This window comes from Pseudomonas sp. Colony2, from assembly GCF_019382755.1.
Lineage (GTDB): Bacteria > Pseudomonadota > Gammaproteobacteria > Pseudomonadales > Pseudomonadaceae > Aquipseudomonas.
Genome location: NZ_CP080030.1, coordinates 2,697,120 through 2,722,080, shown reverse-complemented (window position 1 = coordinate 2,722,080; position 24,961 = coordinate 2,697,120). Strand labels below are relative to the sequence as shown.

Sequence of the window (24,961 nt, the reverse complement as noted above, 5' to 3'; positions counted from 1 at the left end):
GGCTACCGGCCGGCTTGAGTGTTAAAAGCAAAATCAAAAGCTAAAGCGGGCACGGTCCAAAATGTGGGAGCGGGCTTGCTCGCGAAGGTCGTTAACGATGACGCGGGCATTCTGGATGAACGCGGCGACCTCAGGTTTTTCGCGAGCAAGCCCGCTCCCACAGAAAAGCAGATCTGTTTTCGCTCTGGTCTTTGCTTATGCTTTTAACACTCAAGCCGGCCGGGAGGCCGCTGTGCTTTTGCTTTTGCTTTTGATCTGACTGCCCCAATAAGCCCGAGGCCGAACGCAGGTATTGCGSAGCGGGTAAACCGGCAGGACGCCGGTTTASCCGCKCCGGGCCATGGATGGCCCGTCGCGGCGGCCCGCTTCGYGSTGCCGGAGTGAGGGAACGCCGAGCCACAGCGAGGCGCCGACAGRCGGGGCAGAGCGCTTTGGTTACTTTGCCGCTTTTGCAAAGTGACTCGCTGTAAGAGCGAAACCATAAGCNGCCGTTACCYAAANAACGGATATGTACACCAAAAAATCAGGGTTTCACCCGCCCCTTGAGCATCCCATGATTCACCAAAAGCGTCCGCATGGCATTGCGCGTCACCCCCAACAACTCCGCCGTACGCAACTGATTAAACCCACAAAACGCAAACGCCTCCCGCACGATCAAATCCTCGATATCGTGCAACAACGAATCCCCCGGCACCTCGAACAACCGCAGCAACTGCTCCCGCACCACCTCCTGCGGAATCCTCGGCGCCCCGCTGTTAACGCTGGCATGCATCGCACTCAGCCCCGCAGAAAACTTCAAGTGCGACGGCATGATCGGCCTGTCCCCAGCCACCAAAAGCGCCAGGTGCACCACATTCTCCAGCTCACGAATATTCCCCGGCCACGGATAATCCAGCAACGCCTGGGTCGCCGACTCCGACAACATCGGCTCAGCGATTTTCAGCCTGGCACTGTAGAGCCGCCGAAAATGCTCAACCAACGGCAGGATATCCAGCGGCCGCTCACGCAACGGCAACACCTGCACCTGCGCCACGTTGATGCGATAGAACAGGTCAAGACGAAAGTTGCCCGCCTCCACCGCCTGCTCCAGGTCGATGTTGGTGGCCGTCACCAGCCGGATATTGATCTTGATCGGCTTGCGCGACCCCACTCGCACCACTTCCTGCTCCTGCAATACCCGCAGCAGCTTCACCTGCAACGGCAGCGGCAAGTCACCGATCTCATCGAGGAACAGGGTGCCGCCATCGGCTTCTTCAAACCAGCCGATCCGCCGCCCCGAGGCCCCGGAAAACGAGCCGGCCTCATGCCCAAAAAATTCGCTTTCCGCAAGGTTCTCGCTGATGGCCCCACAGTTCACCGGCACAAACGCACCGGTGCGGCCGCTGGCGCTGTGGATATAGCGCGCCACCAGCTCCTTGCCGGTGCCGGTCTCGCCATTGATCAACACCGGCGCTTCACTGGGGCCAACACGTTGCAAATATTCGAGCAGTTGCAGGGAACGCGGGTCGGCAAAAACCAGTGCCTTGGCGCGAATCGACAACGGGTCTTTTTCGCCCTGGGGCAAAGTCAGGATCGGCGTGGGATGCCCGTGGGGACGGTTCATGAAGAGTATTTCCCGGCGACGAGGTGAAGGTACGTAAGGGAACTTTACTCAGTCACGCATATAACTAGAAATATTAAAAATTCATTAGTACATAACCGTTTATCGACGATGCGCCAGCGACCTCACGCAACGATCCCCCAGGCTTTGCACGCCCTGGACCAGCACCACCAACACAATCACCGTCACCACCATGATCTGGTTATTGAAACGCTGGTACCCATAACGAATCGCCAGGTCCCCCAGGCCGCCACCGCCAATCACCCCGGCCATGGACGAAAAGCCGATCAGCATCACCAGGGTCAGGGTCAACCCCGCAAGCAACGCAGGGAGCGCCTCCGGCAGCAGCACCTTGAAGATCACATGCCGAATATCTCCACCCATGGCAACGATGGCTTCGATGCGCCCCTTGTCCACTTCGTCCAGCGCGTTCTCGACAATCCGCGCAAAGAACGGAAAGGCGCCAATGGTGATCGGCACCACGGCGGCGGTGCTGCCCAATGTGGTGCCAACGATCAACCGGGTCAGTGGAATCAAGGCAATTAGCATCACCACAAAGGGCAATGAGCGGCCCAGGTTGATCACCGCACCCAGCACACGGTTCACCCGTGGCAAGGGGAACAGCCCGCCGCGGCGACTGACAAACAGCAGCACCCCCAGGGGCAGGCCGATCAGCAAGGTAAAGACCGCCGCCAGCAGCACCATGTACAGGGTTTCGCCGGTGGCCGTGAGCAGCAGTTGCAGGATGTCGTTCCAGTCCGTTTTCATACTGCCCTCACCGCTGGCAGGCTGGGGGCCAGTGAGCGGCCCAGGCTTGAGGCGGGGTCGGCCTGCAATTGAATCAGGCTGCCGCTTTCCACCACACGCCCATTGGCCAGGGATACCGCGCTGTCGCAGATAGCCTTGACCACATCCAGCTCGTGGGTGATCAACACGATGGTCACCCCCAGTTGCCGATTGATACTGCGCAGCAGTTCCAGGATCGACGCGGTGGTTTCCGGGTCGAGGGCGCTGGTGGCTTCGTCCGACAGCAAATAATCCGGGCGCGGCGCCAGTGCCCGGGCGATGCCGACGCGCTGCTTCTGGCCGCCGGACAGTTGCGACGGAAACGCCAGCGCCTTGTCACTCAGGCCGACCAGTTCCAGCAATTCCTTGACCCGGGCAACGCGCTCGGCCTTGGGCTGGCCGGCGATTTCCAGGGGCACCGCCACATTGTCGGCGACGTTGCGTGAATGCAGCAGGTTGAAACCCTGGAAGATCATGCCGATACGCTGGCGTTGCTGGCGCAGTTGCTTGTCACTGAGCAGCGTCAGGTCCTGGCCGTCCATGAGGATGCGCCCGGAAGTCGGGCGCTCCAGCAGGTTCAGGCAGCGCAGCAAAGTACTCTTGCCCGCCCCGCTCCGCCCCACGATCCCGAAGATCGAACCGTCGGCAATCTGCAATGACACGTTATCCAGCGCCGGCGGCTGGCCATCGGCGTAGGTTTTGCTGACCTGCTCGACGACGATCATTCGACAGCTACCGGAATCACCGAGCCTGCATATTTCTCGGTGATGAACTTTGCCACCTCTGGCGAATTCAGATCCTTGGCCAGCTGTTTGATCCGTGGGTCGTCCTGCAATTTCGGGGTGGTCACGAGGATATTCGCGTAGGGATTGCCCTGGGCTTTTTCCAGCCCAAGGGCATCCTTGGCCGGTGACAGGCCGGCCTCGAGGGCGTAGTTGCCATTGATCACGGCGAGGTCGACATCATCCAGGGCACGAGGAATCTGTGGTGATTCGATCTCGAGGATCTTCAGGTGCCTGGGGTTCTCGGCAATGTCCTTGGGCGTTGCCTGGTCCTTGGCCGGGTCGTTGAAACCGGGCTTGAGCGTGATCAGGCCGTTGGCTTGCAGCAGGTACAGCGCACGGCTCAGGTTGGTGACGTTGTTGGGCACGGCCACGGTGCCTTTATCCGGCACCTGGGCAAAGCTGGTGTGGCGATGGGAATAGATACCCAGCGGCTCGATATGCACGGTGGCCGCCACTGTGAATTTCTGGTCGAGAGCCTGTTCCTGGGAGTACAGGTACGGCAAGTGCTGGAAGTAGTTGGCGTCCACATCACCGTGGGCCAGCAGTTCATTGGAGTTCACGCCGTTGGGGATTTCGATGATTTTCAGCTGCAGCTGCGGGTCGAGCTTCTGCACGTATTCGAGGATTTGCGCGTGGGGAATCGGGTCCGCCGCCACACGCAGGGCCTCGGCGGCCTGGGCGTCGAAGGAGGCAATCAGGACGGCCAGGGCCAGGGCTGTTTTCTTGAGCATGGTGATGTTCCTTATCAGGCGGACAGGGCTTGGGGAATCGTGGCATCGGCGTAAAACCGTTGGGCGACATCCGGATGGGAACGCAGGCGGCCCTTGAGGTAGTTCCAGCCGACGTCCCGCAGCAGCGGGTTACGCGGGTCACTGGTGGGGCCGTGGGCATCGCGCAGCAACTCGGGCGGCAACTGATACACCGGCACCACCGCGTCGAGTTGTGCACCGAGGAAAAACGCCAGGGACAAACGCTCGCTGCCCAGGGGCGGCGATTCGACCCGGTGCACCGTGGCACGCAGGTAGCCGTTGGTGGCCAGTTCCAGCAACTCGCCGATGTTCACCACCAGGGTGTCGGGGCGCGGCAAGGCGTCGATCCAGCGGCCCTCCTCCACTTCCACTTGCAGGCCGGCCTGCTGGTCTTGCAGGAGGAAGCTGAGAAAGCCGGAATCCTTGTGGGCGCCGACGCCCTGGCGACTCTGCTGGGCGTGGCGGCCGGGGTAGCGGATCAGCTTGATGTGTTCGTTGGGCTTGTCACCATACAGCGGGTCGAAAGCGTTTTCCGGCAGCGACAAGGCCTGGGCAAAGGCGCGCAACAGGCGCAGGGACATCTGCGTCATCGCCTGCTGCCAGGCCAGTAACAAGGGCTTGAGTTCAGGCAACGCGGCAGGCCACTGGTTGGGGCCTTGCAGGCGCGACCAGGCCGGTGAATCCGGGCCTTGCCGCAGCGGCTCGCGCTCGGCGCCGAGGTCGAACTGTTCACGCAGATCCGGCTGCCCCCGGGTGATCTCCGACGCGGCGCGGTTGTAGCCGCGAAAGTGCGGGGAGTTGATCATGCCGACAGCAAGCTTGTCGGCCTCCGGCAAGGCGAAAAACCGGCGCGCCTGCTGCTGCACCTGGGTGAGCAACCCGGCGTCGATGCCGTGGCCGGTGAGGTAGAAAAAACCGATATGCCGCGCAGCGTGGCGCAGGTCATCGAGAAACTGCCCACGCTGGGCCGGGCTGCCGTCGAGCAGCGCCAGGTCCAGCAGGGGCAAGGTGTTGATTGCCAGCGGGTGCGACATTGGGTGCTCACTCCATGAACAGGTACGTGGAGTGGTGAAGCTAAACGATCTAAAAACCCCGCAATAAATACCTTTTTGGCATTAGCTTAGGTTGGCGCGTTCGCTGCCCTGGCTTCTTCCAGCAAGGCCTGGATGACTTTCTCCTGATTGTCGTAGCGGCCCTCGCCGAAATGGCTGTAGCGCACTTTGCCGGTGGCATCGAAGAAGTAATGGGCCGGCCAGTACTGGTTATCGAAGGCGCGCCAGATGCGGTAGTCGTTGTCGATGGCCACCGGGTAATGGATGTCCAGCTTCTTGACCTGGCTGCGTACGTTATCCAGGACTTTCTCATAGGCGTTTTCCGGCGTGTGCACACCGATCACCACCAACCCGTCCCTGGCGTACTTCTTCGCCCACTGATTGACGTAAGGCAGGCTGCGCTGGCAGTTGACGCAGTCGTAGGTCCAGAAATCCACCAGCACCACCTTGCCCTTCAGGCCCTCGGCCGTCAGCGGCGGCGAGTTGAGCCAGGCCACCGCGCCGTCGAGGGACGGCATGCGCTCATCGGACTGGCTGAAACTTTCGGCGTCGACGTTGTTGATCAGGTAGTTCACCGCCTTGGGCACGCCGACCAAGGCAACCACCAGTGCCAACAGCAGCAGGCCTTTTGAGCGGCGCAGGTATCGGATGAAGTTCATGGGTGTCACCTCGTGGCCGGGGGTGTTTCGGCGCGTTTGCGAGCCGCGCCGTTTTGCGCCAGCGGCGTGTTCTGGAAGCAGGTTTCACTGCCAGTGAGTTTTTTCGCGGTGGCGGCATTCACATCCGCCGCCACACCCGCCAGGGAAAACGCCAGGGCGCTGAGAAAGCTGTTGAGTGGGGTCATGGCCGGTCTCCTCAGCTGCCTTCAAGGCAATTGCTGGAAAATTTGCGGTAGTCGAGGACGTGGCGCTGGCCCTCGGAATCGAGGTAGGTCAGTTTCGAGTTGACGATGCCGCACAGCGCGCCACCGGACTCTTCGGAGATCGACAGCACCTGGTGGATATCCGGCTGGCTGGCGGTGGTTTCGGCATGGGCGGCAACACTCAGGCCAGTGAGTAAGGCAAACAGGCAACTGGCATAGGCAGCTTTGATGGTCATGGGTGGTTCCCCGGGGGTTCAAGTGGGCCGAGGCGGATTACCTCGATGGGCTCATTTGAACCTTGCGAGGTATCCGGATTGTGTCGGCCAGGCCGGGATTTTTGCGTCGATGTGTATCTCGTCACCGCCAGATACACTGCAATACAAAGGGCACAAGGCAAGCCCGCCGCCAGTGGCTAGACTGCGCATCAATGACTAATCAACGAGGAAGGCAGCATGGATCACGTCGATCACATTCTGATTGTCGATGACGATCGGGAGATCCGCGAACTGGTGGGAAACTACCTGAAAAAGAACGGCCTGCGCACCACAGTGGTGGCTGACGGCCGGCAGATGCGCAGCTTCCTCGACACCACGCCCGTGGACCTGATCGTGCTGGACATCATGATGCCCGGCGACGACGGCTTGCAGCTGTGCCGCGAACTGCGGGTGGGCAAGCACAAGGCCACGCCGATCCTGATGCTCACCGCGCGCAACGATGAAACCGACCGCATCATCGGCCTGGAAATGGGCGCCGACGATTACCTGGTCAAACCCTTCGCCGCCCGTGAACTGCTGGCCCGCATCAACGCCGTGCTGCGGCGCACACGGATGCTGCCGCCAAACCTGGTGGTGACCGAAAGCGGCCGGCTGATCCGCTTTGGCCGCTGGCGCCTGGACACCACCGCCCGCCATCTGCTGGACGAAGACAACACCCTGGTGGCCTTGAGCGGTGCCGAATACCGTTTGCTGCGCGTCTTCCTCGACCATCCGCAACGGGTGCTCAACCGTGACCAGTTGCTGAACCTGACACAGGGCCGGGACGCGGACCTGTTCGACCGCTCCATCGACCTGCTGGTCAGCCGCCTGCGCCAGCGCCTTTTGGACGACGCCCGCGAACCGGCCTACATCAAGACCGTGCGCAGCGAAGGCTATGTGTTCTCCCTGGCCGTGGAAATCCTTGGGGACCCGGCATGACCCTCACGTTCCGCTGGCCGCGCACCCTCGCGGCGCAACTGACGGTAATTTTCATCGTCAGCCTGCTGTGCGCCAACGCCCTGTCGTTCAGTGCGCAGTTCTATGAACGCTACATGAGTGCCCGCAGCGTAATGCTGGGCAACCTGGAAAACGACGTATCGACGTCGATCGCGATCCTCGACCGCCTGCCCGCCGCCGAGCGTGCCAGCTGGCTGCCGCGCCTCGACCGCAACGCCTACCGCTACCTGCTGAATGCCGGCGAACCCGGCGAGCCGATGGCCAGCGACAACGTGCCCATGGCCGCGACGTCGATTTCCGATGCGTTGGGCGAGCACTACCCGCTGACGTTCCGCGACATCCCGGGCCTGCAAAAACACTTCCAGGCGCACCTGACCCTGGCCGATGGCAGCCCGGTCACGATTGATGTCTATCCCAAGCCGATCCCGTTTGCGTTCTGGCTGCCGGTGGTACTGGTGCTGCAACTGGTGGTGTTGCTGGTGTGCACCTGGATCGCCGTGCGCATCGCCATCCGCCCGCTGACACGCCTGGCACGGGCAGTGGAAACCCTCGACCCGAATGCCCGCCCGACGCCGCTGGACGAAACCGGCCCCACCGAGGTGGCGCATGCGGCGGCGGCGTTCAACGAAATGCAGAAGCGGATTGCCGAGTACCTCAAGGAGCGCATGCAGATTCTGGCGGCGATCTCCCATGACTTGCAGACGCCGATCACCCGCATGAAATTGCGTGCCGAGTTCATGGAGGACTCGGTGGACCGGGAAAAGCTCTGGAGTGACCTGGGGGAAATGGAGCATCTGGTGCGCGAGGGCGTGGCTTACGCTCGCAGTGTGCATGGGTCGACCGAGGCCAGTTGCCGGATCGACCTGGATGCGTTTCTCGACAGCCTGGTGTTTGATTACCAGGATATGAACAAGCAAGTGAGTTTGACCGGTAAAAGCGCGGTGGTTTTGGATACGCGGCCCCATGCGTTGCGTCGGGTGCTGGTGAACCTGGTGGACAACGCGCTGAAATTTGCCGGGGAGGCGCAGTTGGAGGTGGGGTCGACGGCGGCGGGTGAGCTTTCGATCAAGGTGCTGGACCGGGGGCCGGGGATTGCCGAGGATGAACTGGTGCAGGTGATGCAGCCGTTTTACCGGGTGGAGAGTTCGCGTAATCGTGGCACTGGTGGTACAGGGCTGGGGTTGGCGATTGCCCAGCAACTGGCGGTGGCGATTGGTGGGGAGTTGACCCTGAGCAACCGGGACGGTGGGGGGTTGTGTGCGCAGGTTCGGCTGGAGCTGTGACGGGCGGTGTGTATATCCATTATTTGGGTGATGGCTTGTATCGGTTCCGCTCTTACAGCGGCTCACTTTTGAACAGCCGGAATGCCGGCCCAGTCAAAAGTAAGCAAAACGCTCTTGCCCCACCCCTCGGCTCCTCGCCTAGGCGAGGAGTGCCCNNNTCCGGCTTGAGTGTTTAAAAGCCAAATCAAAAGCTAAAGCGGGCACGGTGCACTGTAGGAGCTGGCTTGCCGGCGATGGCATCGCCTCGGTGTGTCTGATGTACCGAGGTGTCTGCATCGCCGGCAAGCCAGCTCCTACAGAAAAGCAGCTCTGCCTTCGCTCTGGCTTTTGATCTGGCTTTTAACACTCAGGTCGGCTTTCAGGCCGCCGTGCTCTTGCTTTTGATCTTGATCTTGCTCTGACTGCCCCAATAAGCCCGAGGCCGAACGCAGGTATTGCGGAGCGGGTAAACCGGCAGGACGCCGGTTTAGCCGCGCTGGGCCAWGGATGGCCCATCGCGGCGGCCCGCGGAGCAATGCCGGAGTGAGGGAACGCCGAGCCTAGGCGAGGCGCCGACAGGCGGGGCAGAGCGCTTTGGTTACTTTGCCGCTTTTGCAAAGTGACTCGCTGTAAGAGCGAAACCATAAGYCGCCGTTACCYAAATAACGGATATGTACCCAGCCAGGTCAAACCGACAAGTACCGACTGATAGTCGCCTCATCCACCCGATCCCGAGTTTCCTCAATCACAAACCTCCCCTTCTCAATCACCAAAAACCGATCAGCAATTTCCAAAGTAAACGACAACACCTGCTCAGAAACAACAATCGTCAAATCCCGCAAATTGCGAATCTCCTTAAGCGTACGAGCAATGTCCTTGATGATCGAAGGCTGAATCCCCTCAGTCGGCTCATCGAGCAACAACACCTTGGGATTCGTCGCCAACGCCCGGGCAATCGCCAACTGCTGTTGCTGCCCCCCAGACAAATTCCCACCCTTGCGCGAACGCATGTCATAGAGCACCGGAAACAGCGCATACAAATCCTCAGGCACCCTGCCCCGGGCCGCCGCCGGCAACCCAGTCTGAATATTCTCCAACACACTCATGCTGGGAAAAATCATCCGCCCCTGCGGCACATAGGCAATCCCCCGCTCCACCCGCTCATGGGTTTCAAGCGCAGACACATCATGCCCATCCACACTGACCTGCCCCTGCCACTGCGGCAAAATACCCATCAGGCTCTTGAACAACGTGGTCTTGCCCATCCCGTTGCGCCCCATCACCGCGACGATCTCACGCTTCGCCACATCCAGCTCCAGGTCGTGAAGAATCTGGCTCTGCCCGTACCCACACGACAGTTTGTCGATCTTGAACATGCCCGACTCCTCAGTGGCCCAAATACACTTCAATGACTTTCGGATTGCTCTGCACCGACTCCATGCTGCCCTCGGCCAGCACCTTGCCCTGATGCAACACCGTGACCTTGTGGGCAATGCTCTTGACGAACTCCATGTCATGCTCGATCACCAACACCGAGCGCCCCTGGCTGATGCGCTTGAGCAACTCGGCCGTTTGCGCCCGCTCGTTGACGCTCATCCCGGCCACCGGCTCGTCGAGCATCAGCAATTCAGGGTCTTGCATCAGCAGCATGCCAATCTCCAGCCACTGCTTTTGCCCGTGAGACAGCAGGTCCGCCTGCTGCTGCAACAAGTCGCCGAGGAAGATTTCCCGCGCCACCTCCTCGACCCGCGCAATCACCTGGGCATTACGCTTGAAAAACAGCGCGCCCCACACCTTGCGCCCGGCCGGATACGACATCTCGAGGTTTTCAAACACCGTGAGGTTTTCGTAGATCGATGGGTTCTGGAACTTGCGCCCTACCCCAGCGCGCACGATGTTGTATTCGCGCATTTTGGTCAGTTCCTGGCCGTCGAACTGGATGCTGCCACTGGTGGCGCGGGTCTTGCCGCAGATCAAATCCAGCACCGTGGTTTTGCCGGCGCCGTTGGGCCCGATCACCACCCGCACTTCATTGCGGTCGATATACAGGTTGAGGTTGTCGACAGCCTTGAAGCCATCGAATGACACGGTGAGGCCTTCGATAGCCAACACCGGTTTCTTCATTTCAAAACCAACGGCGGTCATGGCTGTGTCTCCAGGATCTTGGCTTCAGCCTTGGGCTTGATCTTCGCCGGTTCGGCCTTGATCACCGGCTTGCGCCGCAACACTCGGGCCAGGGCCTGGCGACCATGGCTGTCCCACAACCCCGCCAGGCCGTTGGGGAAGTACATGACCACGGCGATAAACAACCCGCCCATCAGGTACAGCCAAAGCTCAGGGAAGGATTCGGAAAAGTAGGTCTTGCCATAGTTCACCAGCAACGCGCCATACACCGCGCCCAGCAGTGACATGCGCCCGCCCACCGCGGCAAAGATCACCATCTCGATGGACGGCACGATGCCCACGAACGACGGCGACATAAAGCCCACCTGCAAGGCAAACATCGCCCCGCCAATCGCCGAGAACGCCGCCGCCACGCAGAACACGAAAATCTTGAAGCTGGCCACGTCATACCCGGAAAACCGTACCCGCTCTTCCTTGTCGCGCATGGCCATCAACAGCCGGCCCAGTTTCGAGGCGAGGATAAAACGGCCAATGAAGATGCAGCCGAACAACAGCCCGGCGTTGATGAAATACAGGATCATCTTCGCGCCGTCACCGCGCAGGTCCCAGCCCAGCAGGGTCTTGAGGTCAGTAATGCCATTGACACCACCGGTAAGGCCTTGCTGGCCGACGATCAGCACCGTGAGGATCAGCGCAATCGCCTGGGTGACGATGGAGAAATACACATCGCCCACCCGCCGCTTGAACAGCGCCATGCCGATGATGAACGCCAGCAACACCGGCACCGCAATCACCGCGAACAGGGTGAAGGTGAAGCTGTGGAACGGCTGCCACAGCCACGGCAATTCGGTGATCTGGTTCCAGTCCATGAAGTCCGGGATGCCCGGGGTGGACTGGATCTTGGTGCTGATCGGGTCCGAGGCCTCAAGCTTCAGGAACATCGCCATGCAGTAGCCGCCGACGCCGAAAAACACCCCCTGCCCGAGGCTGAGAATCCCGCCATAGCCCCAGCACAGCACCAGGCCCACCGCGACGAACGCGTAGGTCAGGTACTTGCCGACCATGTTCAGCCGGAAGGCGTCCAGGGTCAGCGGGAACACCACGAGGATCAACAGCGCCAACAGCACGATGCCGATCAGGTTTTGCTGGCCGCCCAGCAGTTTGTCTAGAGCCTTCATCGGTTCGCCTCTACTTGCGCACTTTGATGGAGAACAACCCTTGCGGGCGCAGCATCAGGATCAGGATCACCGACGACAGCGTCAGCACCTTGGCCATCGAGCCACTGAGGAAAAACTCCGACAGCGATTGGGTCTGGGCAATCACGAACGCCGAGGCAATGGTGCCGAACAGGCTTTGCGCGCCGCCGAACACCACCACCAGGAAGGTGTCGACGATGTACTGCGAACCGGCGGTCGGCCCGGTGGAGCCGATGGTGGTGAACGCCGCACCGGCCACGCCCGCCACGCCGCAGCCGAGGGCGAAGGTCATGCGGTCGACCTTGCGCGTGTTGATGCCCACCGCCCGGCTCATCAAGCGGTTCTGCACGGTGGCGCGCACCTGCAAGCCCCAGCGCGAACGGTAGAGCATGACGAAGATCGCCCCGGTCAGCAGCACGGTCAGGCCCATCATGAACAGGCCGTTGCGCGGGATCTCGATGGCGTCGCTGAGGTTCACCGAACCCATCAGCCAGGCCGGCGGTTCGGCACTCACTTCACGGGCGCCGAACACCGAGCGGAAGGTTTGCTGCATCACCAGGGACAAACCCCAGGTGGCGAGCAAAGTGTCCAGGGGCCGCTTGTACAAGCGGCTGATCATCGCCCATTCCACCAGCCAGCCCACGGCGCCGGCGACGAGGAATGAGAGGGCAATGGCAACGAAAAAGTAGTACGGCTGAAAGCCTGGCGCGAAATGCGCGGTAAGGCTGGAACAGACGTAGGTGGTGTAGGCGCCAATGGTCAGGAACTCACCGTGGGCCATGTTGATCACGCCCATCTGGCCGAAGATGATTGCCAGTCCCAATGCCATCAGCAACAGCACGCAGAACACGGACAAGCCGTTGAACCCCTGCATCGCCGCGATGGCTCCAAATTCCGATAGCCATTCCATGATGATGGTCTCCTGAGCGGGAGGTTGAAATGCAATCTGCTTCTGCTTTATGTGGGAGCTGGCTTGTGTGGGAGCGGGCTTGCTCGCGAATACGGTGTGTCAGTACCGGATGCACTCACTGATTCACCGCTTTCGCGAGCAAGCCCGCTCCCACACAAAACCAGTTCCCACATTCAGATCAGCGCCAGACCCGAGGTTATTGATAGCCTTTCGGAAACGGATTCGGCTCGATCAGATCCGACTCGTAGATCACCTTGAACTGCCCGTTTGGCTGCACTTCACCAATGCGCGACTTGCTCCACAGGTGATGGTTTTCGTGGATCTTCACATAGCCTTCCGGCGCGTTTTTCAGCTCGATGCCAGGCGATGCGGCGACGACTTTATCCACGTCGAAACTGCCGGCCTTCTCAACCGCCGCTTTCCACAACCATGGGCCGAGGTAGGCCGCCTGGGTCACATCACCGATCACTGCATCCTTGCCGTACTTGGCCTTGAACGCTTCCACGAAGGCTTTGTTGTTCGGGTTGTCGAGGCTCTGGAAGTACTTCATCGAGGCATAGAAGCCAGCCATGTTTTCGCCGCCGATGCCCAGCAGTTCGTCTTCGGTCACCGACAGGGTCAACAGGGTTTGCTTGGACGCGTTCACGCCCGCTGCGTTGAGCTGTTTGTAGAAGGCCACGTTGGAGCCGCCCACCACGGCCGCAAACACCACGTCAGGCTTTTTCAGCTTGACCTTGTTGATCAGCGAACCGAACTGGGTGTTGCCCAGCGGGTAGTAGTCTTCGCCGACCACGGTGCCGTGCAGCACGTTTTCAATGTGCTTGCGCGCGATCTTCATCGAGGTGCGCGGCCAGATGTAGTCCGAGCCCACCAGATAGAAGGTTTTGGCGCCCTTGGTCTTGGCGATCCAGTCGAGGCTGGCAAGGATTTGCTGGGTCGCTTCCTGGCCGGTGTAGATCACGTTTTTCGACTGTTCCAGGCCTTCATAGAAGGTCGGGTAGTAGAGCAGGCCGTTTTCTTTCTCGAGGATCGGCAATACGGCTTTACGTGAAGCGGAGGTCCAGCAGCCGAACACTGCAGCCACCTTGTCGTTCACCAGCAGTTTCTTGGCCTTTTCGGCGAAGGTCGGCCAGTCGGACGCGCCGTCTTCCTGGATCACCTTGATCTGCCGCCCGAGGATCCCGCCCGAGGCGTTGATCTGCTCGATGGCCAGGCGTTCGGCCTGGATCGAACCGGTTTCGGAAATCGCCATGGTGCCGGTGGCCGAGTGCAACTGGCCGACGGTGACTTCGGTAGGCGTCACCGCCAGGCCTTCGTTGTCGGCCATGACGCCATGGCTGAACAGACTCGCCGCCAGCAGTGATAAGGCCAACAACGGTTTGGAGCGGATCAATCGTGATTCCATGGGGCGACTCCTCTGCAATGAGGGGTTCAGCATGGCGGCAGGTGGCCACGGCGGGTATACGCAGCCTGACGTAACGGGGTACGTCATTTGACGTATGCCGTTGCGCACCATTTTCGAGCAGGATCCCGCTCGCCTTGGGAAAGGAAACCCCTGTGGCGAGGGAGCTTGCTCCCGTTGGGCTGCGCAGCGGCGCCAAAACCGGCGACCCGGTTCTGCCTGGAAAAATGAAGTGGTCTTGCTGGGCCTGCTTCGCAGTCCAACGGGAGCAAGCTCCCTCGCCACGAAGAGCGCACCCCGCAGGACTGGGGCACGAATATTGCTGCCATCTCCCCATCCTTGCAGGAGTTCCCCACCGTGCACCCCCTCCCCGGCACCCAGCGCATCGTCAAGATCCGCCGCGACTACAACTCCTGGGTCGCCGACGAGACCATGGAAGACTACGCCCTGCGCTACACCCCGAAGTCCTTCCGCAAATGGTCGGAACTGCGCATCGCCAACACCGCCTTGGGCGCGGTGTCGTTCCTGGCGCTGGAGGCCATCGGCGGCGTATTGGCCTTGAGCTACGGCTTCACCAACACCTTCTGGGCGATCCTCGCCATCAGCCTGGTGATCTTTCTCACCGGCCTGCCCATCAGCTACTACGCCGCCCGCTATGGCGTAGACATGGACCTGCTGACCCGCGGCGCGGGCTTCGGTTACATCGGCTCCACCATCACCTCGCTGATCTACGCCAGCTTCACCTTCCTGTTCTTCGCCCTGGAAGCGGCGATCATGGCCCTGGCCCTGGAGTTGTATTTCCATATCCCGCTGGCCATCGCCTATGTCATCTGTTCACTGCTGGTGATCCCGCTGGTGGCCTACGGCGTAACGCTGATCAGCCGCCTGCAATTGTGGACGCAACCGTTGTGGCTGGTGCTGTTGGTGCTGCCCTATGGCTTCGTGTTGTGGAAGAACCCCGAGGCCTTCAGCGACTGGACCAGCTTTGTCGGCCGCAGCAGCGACGGTGGCGACTTCAATCTGCTGTCGTTCTGCGCCGCCTGCACCGTGGCGCTGTCGCTGGTCACGCAGATCGGCGAACAGGTGGACTACCTGCGCTTCCTTCCGGAAAAAACCAGCGCCAACCGCAAGCGCTGGTGGGCCGCGCTGTTATGCGCCGGGCCCGGCTGGATCGTGCCGGGGGCGTTGAAAATGTTCGCCGGGGCGTTCCTGGCGTTCCTCGCCCTGCAACATGAAATCCCCATGGAGCGCGCCGCCGAGCCAACCCAGATGTACCTCGTCGCGTTCGGCTATGTGTTCTCCTCTCCCGAATGGGCGCTGGGGGCGATGGTGCTGTTCGTGTTCATCTCGCAGATGAAGATCAACCTGACCAACGCCTACGCCGGCTCCCTGGCCTGGTCGAACTTCTTTGCCCGCGTGACCCACAGCCACCCCGGCCGCGTGGTGTGGCTGGTGTTCAACGTCGCCATTGCGCTGATGCTGATGGAGCTCGGCGTGTTCGATGTGATCGAGCAGGTGCTGGGGCTCTACGCGAATATCGCGATTGCCTGGATCGGCACGCTGGTAGCGGACCTGGTAATCAACAAGCCCCTGGGCCTGTCGCCCAAACACATCGAATTCAAGCGTGCGCACCTCTACGACATCAACCCGGTGGGCGTCGGCTCGATGCTGATTGCCTCGCTGCTGTCGATTCTCGCCCACTTCGGCCTGTTCGGCGCCCTGGCGCAGGCTGCGCCACCGTTTGTCGCGCTGGGTACCGCGTTAATCATGGCGCCGCTATTGGCGTGGCTGACCAAGGGCCGCTACTACATTGCGCGCAGCAGCGAGGCGCAATTGATTCACCCGCAACCCGGCACCGGCCTGGTGATCTGCGGGCTGTGCAGCAACCCGTTCGAGACCGCCGACATGGCGTTCTGCCCGGCCTACAGCACGCCGATCTGCTCGCTCTGTTGCTCACTGGATGCGCGTTGCGGCGACCGTTGCAAACCCCACGCGCGCCTGGCCAGCCAGTTCGAAGGGGTGTTGCGCTGGTTGTTGCCGACCACGCTGGTACCGCGCCTGCATACCCGGCTGGCGCATTACCTCGGATTGTTGATGGCGCTGGTGCTGATGCTCGCCGGGGCCCTGGCGCTGATCTACATGCAGGCGGCCCAGGGTTTGCCCCATTCGCAAACCTTGTACCAGGCGTTTTTCAAGGCGTTCCTCACGCTCTCGGTGCTGGCCGCCGTACTCGCCTGGTGGGTAGTACTCACCCGCGAAAGCCGGCGGGTGGCCCAGGAAGAATCCGACCGGCAAACCTCGCTGCTGATGCAGGAGATCGCCGCCCACAGCCTCACCGACCAGGCCCTGCAACAGGCCAAGGAAGCCTCGGAAGCAGCGAACGCGGCCAAGAGTCGCTACGTCACCGGGCTGTCCCACGAGCTGCGCACGCCGCTCAACAGCATCCTCGGCTTCACCCAGATTCTGCAGCGCGACAGTGCCATGCCCGAACAGCATCAGGACGCCCTAGCGACCATCCTGCGCAGCGGCTCGCACCTGCTGTCGCTGATCGACGGCCTGCTGGACGTGGCGAAGATCGAGGCCGGCAAGCTGCGCCTGGAGCTCACCGAAATCCCCTTCCCGGAACTGATCCACGACCTGGAACAAATGTTCACCCCCCAGGCCGAAGACAAGGGCCTGCGCTTTCGCCTGGACTGCGTGGGCAAGATCCCTGCTGTGGTGCGTGGTGATGAAAAACGCGTGCGGCAGATCCTGATCAACCTGCTGGGCAACGCGATCAACTTCACCGACAGCGGCGAGGTGCGCCTGCGGGTCAGCTACATGCGCGAGACCGCCAACTTCGAAATCATCGACACCGGCATCGGGATTGACCCCGAACAGATCGAGCGGATTTTCCAGCCGTTTGAACGCGGCGACCTGATGCGCCAGGACAAGGGCGTGGGTCTGGGCCTGACCATCACACGCATGCTGACCTCGCTGATGGGCGGCGAATTGCGGGTGGTCAGCGAGCTGGACAAGGGCACCTGCTTCCAGGTACGGCTGTTCCTGTCCCAGGTCCGCGTGCCGCAAGCCGTGGTGCATGTGGAGCACGACATCATCGGCTACCACGGCGAACGACGGCGCATCCTGGTGGTGGATGACCACGTGGACCATCGCAAGGTGCTCAGCGGCATGCTCACGCCCCTGGGCTTCGAGGTGTCCCAGGCCAGCAACGGCCAGGAGGCGATCCGCCAGGTGGCGCTGCTGTCGCCGGACCTGATCCTGATGGACCTGTCGATGCCGACCATGGACGGCTGGGCCACCAGCCGGATGATCCGGCGTAATGCGCTGTCTGCCGCGCCGATTATCATCATCTCCGCCAACGCCTTCACTGACGACCGCGAACGCAGCATCGCCGGCGCCTGCAACGACTACCTGGCCAAGCCGGTGCGTACCCCTGAACTGCTCGGACGCCTGCAACTGCACCTGGACTTGCAATGGCTGCGCCGTCGCACACCGCTCGCCGCGCCGGTCGCGACCCAAGGCGCGCTACCCAGCGCAGAAGAACTCGCGGTGCTCGCCGAACTGAGCGCCATTGGCTATGTGCGTGGTTTGCATGAAAAGCTCGACGCCATCGTGCTGGACAGCCCAGGTACCGCACCGTTCATCAACAAGCTCCGGGCCTTGCTGAAAAGCTTTCGCCTGGAAGAACTCAACCGCATCCTGAAGGAGGCCGAAGATGAATGCCTTGACCCACAGCGCTGAGCCCGGCGTGGTGCTGATTGTCGACGACACCCCGGACAACCTGGCCATGCTCTCCGACGCCCTGGACGACGCCGGCTACATGGTGCTGGTGGCGCTGGACGGCCTCAGCGCGCTGAACCGCGTGCAACGCCGACGCCCGGATTTGATCCTGCTGGACGCGGTGATGCCCGGCCTGGACGGCTTTGAAACCTGCCGCCGGCTCAAGGCACAACCGGCCAGCGCGGATATTCCGGTGGTGTTCATGACCGGGCTGACCGACAGCAAGCATGTGGTGCAGGGGTTCGAGGTGGGCGGCAGCGATTACGTGACCAAGCCGATCCAGACCGATGAAGTGCTGGCGCGGGTGGCGGCGCATTTGCGTACGTCGCGGATTTTGCTGTCGGCGCGGGCGGCGACACAGCCGAGCGTGATCACCCTGGAGGATGAGCCGGCGCACAAGCTATTGTCGGCGCGGTTTCAGTTGACGGAGCGGGAGGTGGAAGTGCTGCGTTGGGTGGCGTGTGGCAAGACCAATCGGGATATTGGCGACATTCTTGGGTTGAGTCCGAGGACGGTGAACAAGCATCTGGAGCATGTGTATGTGAAGCTGGGAGTGGAGACGCGCACGGCGGCGACTTCGGTGGCGATGGCGGCGATGAGTCCAACCCGGATCCCACAGATGGCCACGGTCTAAAATGTGGGAGCGGGCTTGCTCGCGAATGCGGTGTGTCAGTCACCAAATTTTTTACTGATACACCGCATTCGCGAGCAAGCCCGCTCCCACATTTGATCTGTGTCGTTACTGGTATTACCTACCCACCGAAGATCTGCGAAGGCCGGCGCAACGTCGGATCAAACGGGTTGATCTTCGGCCCGATCGCCGCCGCCTCGCGCGTCAACAACTCCACCACCGTCGGCAACCGCCCCGGCCCCAGCCGGTCGCTGATAGTCGCCACACTCAACGCCGCCACCGCATGCCCATTGCGATCCAGGATCGGCACCGCCAACCCGGCCATGCCTTCCAGCACCCCGGTGTTTCGCGCCGCATACCCCAACCGCCGCACACTCTCCACCTCCGAACGCAAAAACACCTCGTCGTACAGGTGAAAATCCTTGAGCCGCGGCAAGTTGTAGCGGATCACCGTCTCGCGCTCTTCCTCCGGCAAAAACGCCAAAATCGCCAGGCTGCCCTGCCCCACGCCCAGCGCCACGCGGCCGCCGATATCACCGGTAAAGGTACGGATCGGATACGGCCCTTCACTGCGGTCCAGGCAGATCGCATCAAACCCGCTGCGCGCCAGCAGGAACAATGAATCCCCCAACGACGCACTGAGGCGCAACATGCTCGGCCGCACCAGGTCCCGCAGGTTGCCGGTGTTGCCCGCATTCGCCGCCAGTGCGAAGAACTCCAGGCTCAGCCGATAGCGCTTGCTGCGCGCATCCTGCTCCACCATGCCCTCGTCCATCAGGCTGCGCAGCAGTCGGTGGGTGGTGGGTTGCGACAGCCCCACCTGCTGCGCCAGTTGCGTCACCCGTTCACCACCGTCCGGCGCCGCGCCGAGGATGCGCAGTAATGCAAACAACCGGGAGACGCCACCGGCGCCGACTTCCTTGACACTTTCATTCCGCTCAGTGGAATCCATAAGCCGATATCTCACACTAAATTCTGGTCAGTGAATGAAACTGAAAAAAGTACTCTATCCAGTGAAATTCCATCTTCCGCCATCCTAGTCTTTCGCCCTAATCTGCGTCCACAGGGGCGAAATGAACAACTAACGGCAGCCGACTCAAGATCGAGCGCCAACGCACCCGCAACACCCTTTTCGCATCTGCCCAAAACAAAAAAGCGCGTTTCGACGCGACTCAAAAAGGTGGAACGCAGACATGGCTTTTCTCCAACTCAACGCCTTGAGCAAACGCTACGGCGCCGTCGACGCGGTGGTCGCCACTGATCTTGCGGTGGAAAAAGGCGAATTCGTGTCCCTGCTCGGCCCCTCGGGCTGCGGCAAGACCACCACCTTGCAAATGATCGCCGGCTTCGTCGACGTCACCGGTGGCCAGATCGTCCTCGACGGTCGCGACATCACCCATGCCAAACCCGCCAGCCGCGGCCTGGGCGTGGTGTTCCAGAGCTACGCGCTGTTCCCCCACATGAGCGTGCGCGACAACGTCGCCTTCGGCCTGAAGATGCGCAAGGTGCCTGCCACGGAGATCGCAAGCAGAGTCAAGACCGTGCTGGAACTGGTGCGCCTGGCGCCCCACGCCGAGCGCTACCCGCGGGAACTGTCCGGCGGCCAGCGCCAGCGCGTGGCCCTGGCCCGCGCCCTGGTGATCGAGCCGCCAGTGTTGCTGCTGGACGAGCCCCTCTCCAACCTCGACGCCAACCTGCGCGAAGAGATGCAGTTCGAGATCCGTCGCATCCAGTGCGAAGTCGGGATCACCACCCTGATGGTCACCCACGACCAGGCCGAGGCGCTGTCCATCAGCGACCGGGTAGTAGTGATGCAGGCCGGGCGCGTGACGCAGATCGACGCGCCGTACAAACTCTATGAACACCCGCGCACACGCTTTATCTCGGATTTTGTCGGCAAGGCCAACCTGCTGGCGGGCGACTTCGATCAACTCGGCGCGCCGCAAGTGCGCTTCGAGCCCGGCAAAGGCGAACTGACCCTGAGCCTGCGCCCGGAAAAGATCGACCTGGTGGCGGCCGGCAACGGCCGGCTGCAAGGCAGGATCCTCGACAGCTACTTCTTCGGCAGCCAATGGCTGTACCGCATCAAGACCGAGATCGGCGAGCTGACCGTGGTCCGCCGCAATGACGGCAGCGCGCCATTGGCTTGCGGCGCTGCAGTGGGCCTGGACTGGGAGTCGAACCTGTTGCGGGTGCTGGCCGCGGATGAGGTGCGCGCATGAGCCGTGGCTACCTGTTGTCGTTGCCGGCGCTGGTGTTGTTTTTCGGGCTGCTGATCCTGCCCCTGGGCCTGACACTGGTGCTGTCGTTCAACGTGTTCGACTATCAGGTTGGGGTGAAGGCCGATGAGTGGACCTTCGCCCACTACCTGTCGCTGTTCAGCGATTCGTACTTCTACGAAATCTTCTGGCGCACCTTCTGGATCAGTGCCCTGGTGACCTTGCTGTGTGTGGTGATCGGCGTGCCCGAGGCCTACATCCTCAGCCGCATGGGCACGCCATGGCGCTCGATCTTCCTGATCCTGATCCTCACCCCGCTGCTGATTTCGGTGGTGGTGCGGGCCTTCGGCTGGAGCCTGCTGCTGGGTGCCGATGGCCTGGTGAACCAGGTGATCCAGGCCCTGGGCGGCAAGCCGGTGAAGCTGCTGTACACCTCGTTCGCCGTGATCATCGCACTGGTGCACGTGATGCTGCCGTTCATGATCATCCCGGTGTGGACCTCCCTGCAGAAGCTCGACCCGTCGGCGGAACAGGCGGCGCTGTCCCTGGGTGCCAGCCAGGCCACGGTGATGCGCAAGATCGTGTTGCCGCAGGTGATGCCCGGCGTGCTGTCCGGCACCCTGATCGTGTTCGGCCTGGCTGCCAGCTCCTTCGCGATCCCCGGCCTGCTGGGCGGACGCCGCCTGAAGATGGTCGCCACGGTGGTCTACGACCAATACCTCTCGGAACTCAACTGGCCCATGGGCGCGACCATCGCGGTGGTGCTTCTGTTGGTCAACTTGCTGATCATGCTGAGCTGGAACCGCATGGTCGAAGGCCGCTACAAAAAGTCCCTGGGAGTATAAGACGATGTCCAGAAACGGTCCTTTGGCCCTGGGCTTTCACGGCCTGGTGGTGCTGTTCATGATGGCGCCGCTGGTGGTGGTGTGCCTGGTGGCCTTCACCCCGGAAAATACCTTGAGCCTGCCCACTTCGGGCTTCTCCCTGCGCTGGTTTCATGCGGTGTTCGAGCGCGCGGACTTTATCCAGGCGTTCTACAACAGCCTGGTCCTGGCGTTCGTTGCCGCCACCCTGGCGACGTTGATCGCGGTGCCGGCGGCGCTGGCAATCAGTCGCTACCAGTTCCCCGGCCGTAACTTCTTCAGTGCGCTGTTCCTCTCGCCGATCATCATCCCGCACCTGGTGCTGGGGGTGGCGATGCTGCGGCTGTTCGCAATGATGGGCGTCAACGGCAGCTTCACCTGGTTGATGCTGGCCCACGTGGTGATCATCACGCCTTACGTATTGCGCCTGGTATTGGCGGCCGCCATCGGCATTGACCGCAGCGCCGAGCAGGCTGCCGAATCCCTCGGCGCCAGCCGCTTCACCCTGTTTCGCCAGATCACCTTGCCGATGATTCTGCCCGGCGTGGCCGGCGGCTGGTTGCTGGCGTTCATCAACAGTTTCGATGAAGTGACCCTGTCGATCTTTGTCAGCTCGCCGGCCACCCAGACCTTGCCGGTGCGCATGTACGTGTACGCCACCGAATCCATCGACCCGATGATGGCGGCCGTGTCGGCGCTGGTGATCGGGTTGACGGCGGCGGCAATGATTCTGCTGGACCGGGTCTACGGCCTGGATCGCGTGTTGGTAGGGAAACATTGATGGCACTGTTCAAACGACTGGCCGAGACCGAGCGGCCCAGCCTGGCGTTCACCCTCGATGGGCAGCCTGCCACGGGCCTGCTCGGGGACACCTTGCTGACTGCCGTACTGACCTGCGCCGAGCACCTGCGGGGCAGTGATTTCAGCGCCGAACGCCGCGCCGGTTTCTGCCTGATGGGAGCTTGCCAGGATTGCTGGGTACGGCTGGAGGATGGTCGGCGAGTGCGCGCCTGTTCGACCTTGCTGGAAGACGGCCAGGCGATTCGCCGTGACCCGGGGCGCCAGGCATGAAGAGCGTGGTGATAGTGGGCGCAGGCCCGGCGGGCATTACCGCAGCCCGGACCTTGCTGGACCATGGCGTAACCCCGGTGTTGGTGGACGAGAGCCTGCGCGGTGGCGGCCAGATCTATCGGCGCCAGCCGGCGAACTTCCAGCGCTCGGCCAAGCAGCTGTATGGGTTTGAAGCGGGCAAGGCGACAGCGCTGCATCGCACCATGGATGAGCTGGCCACCCGGATCGACTACCGGCCGGAAACCCTGGTGTGGAATGCGGAAAATGGCCGCCTGGACATGCTCAACAACGGCCACGCCGAAAGCATCGAATACGCGCAGATCATCGTCGCCACGGGCGCCACCGACCGCATCCTGCCCGTGCCGGGCTGGACGCTGCCCGGTGTGTACAGCCTGGGCGCGGCGCAAATCGCGCTGAAGTATCAAGGCTGCGCCATCGGTGAGCGCGTCGCGTTTTGCGGCAGCGGGCCGTTGCTGTACCTGGTGGCGTATCAGTACGCCAAGGCCGGGGCCAAGGTGGTGGCGGTGCTCGACAGCGCGCCGTTCAGCGCCCAATGCCGCGCCCTGCCGGCATTGCTCGGCCAGCCGGCGACCCTGGCCAAGGGTTTGTACTACCGCGCCTGGCTAACGGCCCACGGCATCCCGGTGCATCAAGGGGCAACGTTGTCGCACATCAACGGCGAGCAACGAGTGACGGGCATCCACTGGGACCAGCAGGAAATCGCCTGTGATGCCGTGGCCTTCGCCCATGCCCTGCGCAGCGAGACCCAACTGGCGGATTTACTTGGGTGTGAATTTGCCTGGAATGCATTGAACCGCGCCTGGTTGCCCCAGCGAGATGCGGCCGGGCGTAGCAGTGTCGCGGGCGTGTATCTGGCTGGCGACGGTGCCGGAATCATGGGCGCCGATGCGGCGCAAATGGCCGGCGAGCGAGCGGCATTGGCCTTGCTCGAAGACAGCGGTGTTGCCATCGACCACCGTCGCGGGCCCGTGCTGGAACAACAACTGGCAGGTATCCAGCGCTTTCGCCACGGCCTGGAAACCGCCTTCCCCTTCCCGGAAAACTGGGCCGCTGAAGCTCCGGACGAACTGATCCTGTGCCGCTGTGAAGAAGTCAGCGTCGGCGAAGTGCGCGCGGTGGTGGACGAAGGCCACTGGGAAGTGAACCGGGTCAAGGCCCATTGCCGGGTTGGCATGGGCCGCTGCCAGGGCCGGATGTGCGGGCTGGCGGCGGCGGAAATCGTTGCCCAGCGCAGTGGCCGCGAGATTGAAAACGTTGGCCGCCTGCGTGGCCAGGCACCGATCAAACCCTTGCCGTTTGGCGTGGAGGTGCAGCCATGATCGGCAGTGAAGTGATCGTGTTGGGTGGCGGGATTGTCGGGGCCTCGGCGGCTTTGATGCTGGCGCAAAAAGGTCGGCGCGTGGTGCTGCTGGAGCGGGACTTTTGTGGCTCGCACTCCAGTGGTGTGAACTATGGCGGCGTGCGGCGCCAGGGGCGGCCATTGCACCAACTGCCGCTATCGCAACGTGCCCATGAGCTATGGTCCGACTTGCCGGGGCTGATTGGCATTGACGGCGAATACGTGCGCTCCGGGCATTTGAAACTGGCCCGCAGTCATGACGATCTGGCGGCTCTGCAGGCTTACGCCGACGCTACACGTGGCTTTGGCCTGGGCCTGCAAATGCTCGACCACGCTCAACTGCGCGCCCGGTTCCCGTGGGTGGGTGATGTGGCAGTCGGCGCGTCGTTATGCCCCGAAGACGGCCACGCCAATCCGCGCCTGGTCTCCCCCGCCTTTGCCCGCGCAGCGCAACGCCACGGTGCGAGGGTGATGGAGCAAACCGAAGTCACCCATCTTGAACATGACGGCCAGCGGTTTCAGTTGCGCTGTGCCAATGGGCTGCAGTTGCAAGCCCCCTGGCTGCTGAACTGCGCCGGCGCCTGGGCCGGCACCGTGGCCGCGCACTTTGGCGAGCCGGTGCCGATGACCTCGGCGCACCCGGCGATGCTGGTGACCGAGCCGTTGCCGGTGGTGATGGACGTGAGCACCGGGGTGGAAGGCGGCGGGATTTATGCGCGGCAAGTCGCCCGGGGAAATTGCATCCTCGGTGGCGGGCGCGGCTTTGCCCTGGGCCCGCAACAAGCCCGCCCGGGCCAGGCGGCGGTGCTGGAGATTCTGCGCAATGCCGGCGAGTTGTACCCGTTCCTCAAGGGTGCCCAGGCGATCCGTACCTGGAGCGGCACCGAAGGTTATCTGCCCGACCACGAACCGGTGATCGGCGACAGCAGCACCCAACCCGGCCTGCTCCACGGTTTCGGCTTTGCCGGCGCCGGGTTCCAGCTCGGCCCTGCGGTCGGTGAAGCCCTGGCAGAGATCGTCTGCACGGGGGCCAGCCGGCAGCCCATCGAAGCATTTTCCATCCGTCGTTTCCAAGCCTGAGAGGAAGATTCATGC

The 24,961-nt window shown here is 62.2% G+C and carries 23 protein-coding genes and 1 pseudogene; 10 read left to right on the top strand and 14 right to left on the bottom strand.

Annotated elements, in window-relative coordinates:
* Window positions 1-523: 523 nt before the first annotated feature.
* The 8 genes and pseudogenes from JV201_RS10915 to JV201_RS10880 form a co-directional block, all read right to left on the bottom strand.
* Window positions 524-1,603, bottom strand: coding sequence for a sigma-54-dependent Fis family transcriptional regulator (locus JV201_RS10915; RefSeq protein ID WP_003212528.1), 1,080 nt, complete (start codon window positions 1,601-1,603; stop codon window positions 524-526).
* Window positions 1,604-1,702: 99 nt separating this feature from the next.
* Entirely contained in the window at window positions 1,703-2,368 is a 666-nt protein-coding gene (locus JV201_RS10910) for a methionine ABC transporter permease (protein ID WP_003212526.1), read from the bottom strand.
* Entirely contained in the window at window positions 2,365-3,111 is a 747-nt protein-coding gene (locus JV201_RS10905; protein ID WP_219406886.1) for a methionine ABC transporter ATP-binding protein, read from the bottom strand. The genes JV201_RS10910 and JV201_RS10905 overlap by 4 nt, the downstream gene beginning before the upstream one ends.
* On the bottom strand, window positions 3,108-3,902 hold the full coding sequence (locus JV201_RS10900; protein ID WP_219406885.1) for a MetQ/NlpA family ABC transporter substrate-binding protein: 795 nt from the start codon (window positions 3,900-3,902) through the stop codon (window positions 3,108-3,110). The genes JV201_RS10905 and JV201_RS10900 overlap by 4 nt, the downstream gene beginning before the upstream one ends.
* A gap of 14 nt (window positions 3,903-3,916) precedes the next feature.
* Entirely contained in the window at window positions 3,917-4,954 is a 1,038-nt protein-coding gene (locus JV201_RS10895; RefSeq protein ID WP_219406884.1) for an isopenicillin N synthase family oxygenase, read from the bottom strand.
* An 86-nt stretch (window positions 4,955-5,040) separates the two neighbouring features.
* Window positions 5,041-5,559, bottom strand: a pseudogene (locus JV201_RS10890) (thioredoxin family protein); the annotation flags it as partial.
* Between the two features lie 77 nt (window positions 5,560-5,636).
* Entirely contained in the window at window positions 5,637-5,816 is a 180-nt protein-coding gene (locus tag JV201_RS10885) for a hypothetical protein (protein ID WP_087695230.1), read from the bottom strand.
* 11 nt (window positions 5,817-5,827) lie between these two features.
* The gene (locus JV201_RS10880) at window positions 5,828-6,070 is read right to left on the bottom strand and encodes a DUF2790 domain-containing protein (protein WP_003212513.1); all 243 of its coding nucleotides are present in this window, start codon (window positions 6,068-6,070) and stop codon (window positions 5,828-5,830) included.
* A gap of 216 nt (window positions 6,071-6,286) precedes the next feature.
* Between JV201_RS10880 and JV201_RS10875 the strand changes: the two genes are divergently transcribed.
* Together JV201_RS10875 and JV201_RS10870 are read left to right on the top strand one after the other, a co-directional pair.
* Complete coding sequence (locus tag JV201_RS10875; RefSeq protein ID WP_003212510.1) at window positions 6,287-7,027, top strand: response regulator; 741 nt, start codon at window positions 6,287-6,289, stop codon at window positions 7,025-7,027.
* A complete protein-coding gene (locus JV201_RS10870; RefSeq protein ID WP_003212508.1) occupies window positions 7,024-8,328 on the top strand; it encodes an ATP-binding protein in 1,305 nt (434 codons plus the stop codon). Before JV201_RS10875 ends, JV201_RS10870 begins: the two co-directional genes overlap by 4 nt.
* A 665-nt stretch (window positions 8,329-8,993) precedes the next feature.
* Here the strand turns inward: JV201_RS10870 and urtE are convergent.
* The 5 genes from urtE to urtA form a co-directional block, all read right to left on the bottom strand.
* Entirely contained in the window at window positions 8,994-9,683 is a 690-nt protein-coding gene (gene urtE, locus JV201_RS10865) for an urea ABC transporter ATP-binding subunit UrtE (protein WP_008430563.1), read from the bottom strand.
* Window positions 9,684-9,693: 10 nt separating this feature from the next.
* Window positions 9,694-10,452 carry an urea ABC transporter ATP-binding protein UrtD gene (gene urtD / locus JV201_RS10860; protein WP_003218258.1) on the bottom strand — a complete coding sequence of 253 codons (759 nt, stop codon included), beginning with the start codon at window positions 10,450-10,452 and terminating at the stop codon, window positions 9,694-9,696.
* Window positions 10,449-11,609, bottom strand: a complete 1,161-nt coding sequence (gene urtC / locus JV201_RS10855; RefSeq protein WP_102606298.1) for an urea ABC transporter permease subunit UrtC — start codon at window positions 11,607-11,609, stop codon at window positions 10,449-10,451. Before urtC ends, urtD begins: the two co-directional genes overlap by 4 nt.
* A 10-nt stretch (window positions 11,610-11,619) precedes the next feature.
* The gene (gene urtB, locus JV201_RS10850; RefSeq protein WP_003218261.1) at window positions 11,620-12,537 is read right to left on the bottom strand and encodes an urea ABC transporter permease subunit UrtB; all 918 of its coding nucleotides are present in this window, start codon (window positions 12,535-12,537) and stop codon (window positions 11,620-11,622) included.
* 196 nt (window positions 12,538-12,733) lie between these two features.
* Window positions 12,734-13,942 carry an urea ABC transporter substrate-binding protein gene (gene urtA, locus JV201_RS10845; protein WP_219406883.1) on the bottom strand — a complete coding sequence of 403 codons (1,209 nt, stop codon included), beginning with the start codon at window positions 13,940-13,942 and terminating at the stop codon, window positions 12,734-12,736.
* A 354-nt stretch (window positions 13,943-14,296) separates the two neighbouring features.
* On the opposite strand from urtA, the gene JV201_RS10840 reads away from it, so the two are divergent.
* Window positions 14,297-17,683, top strand: a complete 3,387-nt coding sequence (locus tag JV201_RS10840) for an ATP-binding protein (protein ID WP_087695378.1) — start codon at window positions 14,297-14,299, stop codon at window positions 17,681-17,683.
* Window positions 17,658-18,356, top strand: coding sequence for a response regulator (locus JV201_RS10835; RefSeq protein WP_008430557.1), 699 nt, complete (start codon window positions 17,658-17,660; stop codon window positions 18,354-18,356). Before JV201_RS10840 ends, JV201_RS10835 begins: the two co-directional genes overlap by 26 nt.
* 118 nt (window positions 18,357-18,474) lie before the next feature.
* On the opposite strand, the gene JV201_RS10830 is transcribed toward JV201_RS10835, so the two are convergent.
* A complete protein-coding gene (locus JV201_RS10830) occupies window positions 18,475-19,305 on the bottom strand; it encodes an IclR family transcriptional regulator (protein WP_219406882.1) in 831 nt (276 codons plus the stop codon).
* A gap of 241 nt (window positions 19,306-19,546) precedes the next feature.
* On the opposite strand from JV201_RS10830, the gene JV201_RS10825 reads away from it, so the two are divergent.
* The 6 genes from JV201_RS10825 to JV201_RS10800 are packed head-to-tail and all read left to right on the top strand — an operon-like array spanning window position 19,547 to window position 24,946.
* A complete protein-coding gene (locus tag JV201_RS10825; RefSeq protein ID WP_219406881.1) occupies window positions 19,547-20,575 on the top strand; it encodes an ABC transporter ATP-binding protein in 1,029 nt (342 codons plus the stop codon).
* Entirely contained in the window at window positions 20,572-21,417 is an 846-nt protein-coding gene (locus tag JV201_RS10820; protein ID WP_003218273.1) for an ABC transporter permease, read from the top strand. The genes JV201_RS10825 and JV201_RS10820 overlap by 4 nt, the downstream gene beginning before the upstream one ends.
* Before the next feature lie 4 nt (window positions 21,418-21,421).
* Window positions 21,422-22,216: an ABC transporter permease gene (locus tag JV201_RS10815; protein WP_003218275.1), complete on the top strand. Its 795-nt coding sequence runs from the start codon at window positions 21,422-21,424 to the stop codon at window positions 22,214-22,216.
* Entirely contained in the window at window positions 22,216-22,506 is a 291-nt protein-coding gene (locus JV201_RS10810) for a (2Fe-2S)-binding protein (RefSeq protein WP_003218277.1), read from the top strand. Before JV201_RS10815 ends, JV201_RS10810 begins: the two co-directional genes overlap by 1 nt.
* Complete coding sequence (locus JV201_RS10805; protein WP_177010123.1) at window positions 22,503-23,846, top strand: NAD(P)/FAD-dependent oxidoreductase; 1,344 nt, start codon at window positions 22,503-22,505, stop codon at window positions 23,844-23,846. Before JV201_RS10810 ends, JV201_RS10805 begins: the two co-directional genes overlap by 4 nt.
* Window positions 23,843-24,946 carry an FAD-binding oxidoreductase gene (locus JV201_RS10800; RefSeq protein WP_177010122.1) on the top strand — a complete coding sequence of 368 codons (1,104 nt, stop codon included), beginning with the start codon at window positions 23,843-23,845 and terminating at the stop codon, window positions 24,944-24,946. The genes JV201_RS10805 and JV201_RS10800 overlap by 4 nt, the downstream gene beginning before the upstream one ends.
* Window positions 24,947-24,961: the final 15 nt, after the last annotated feature.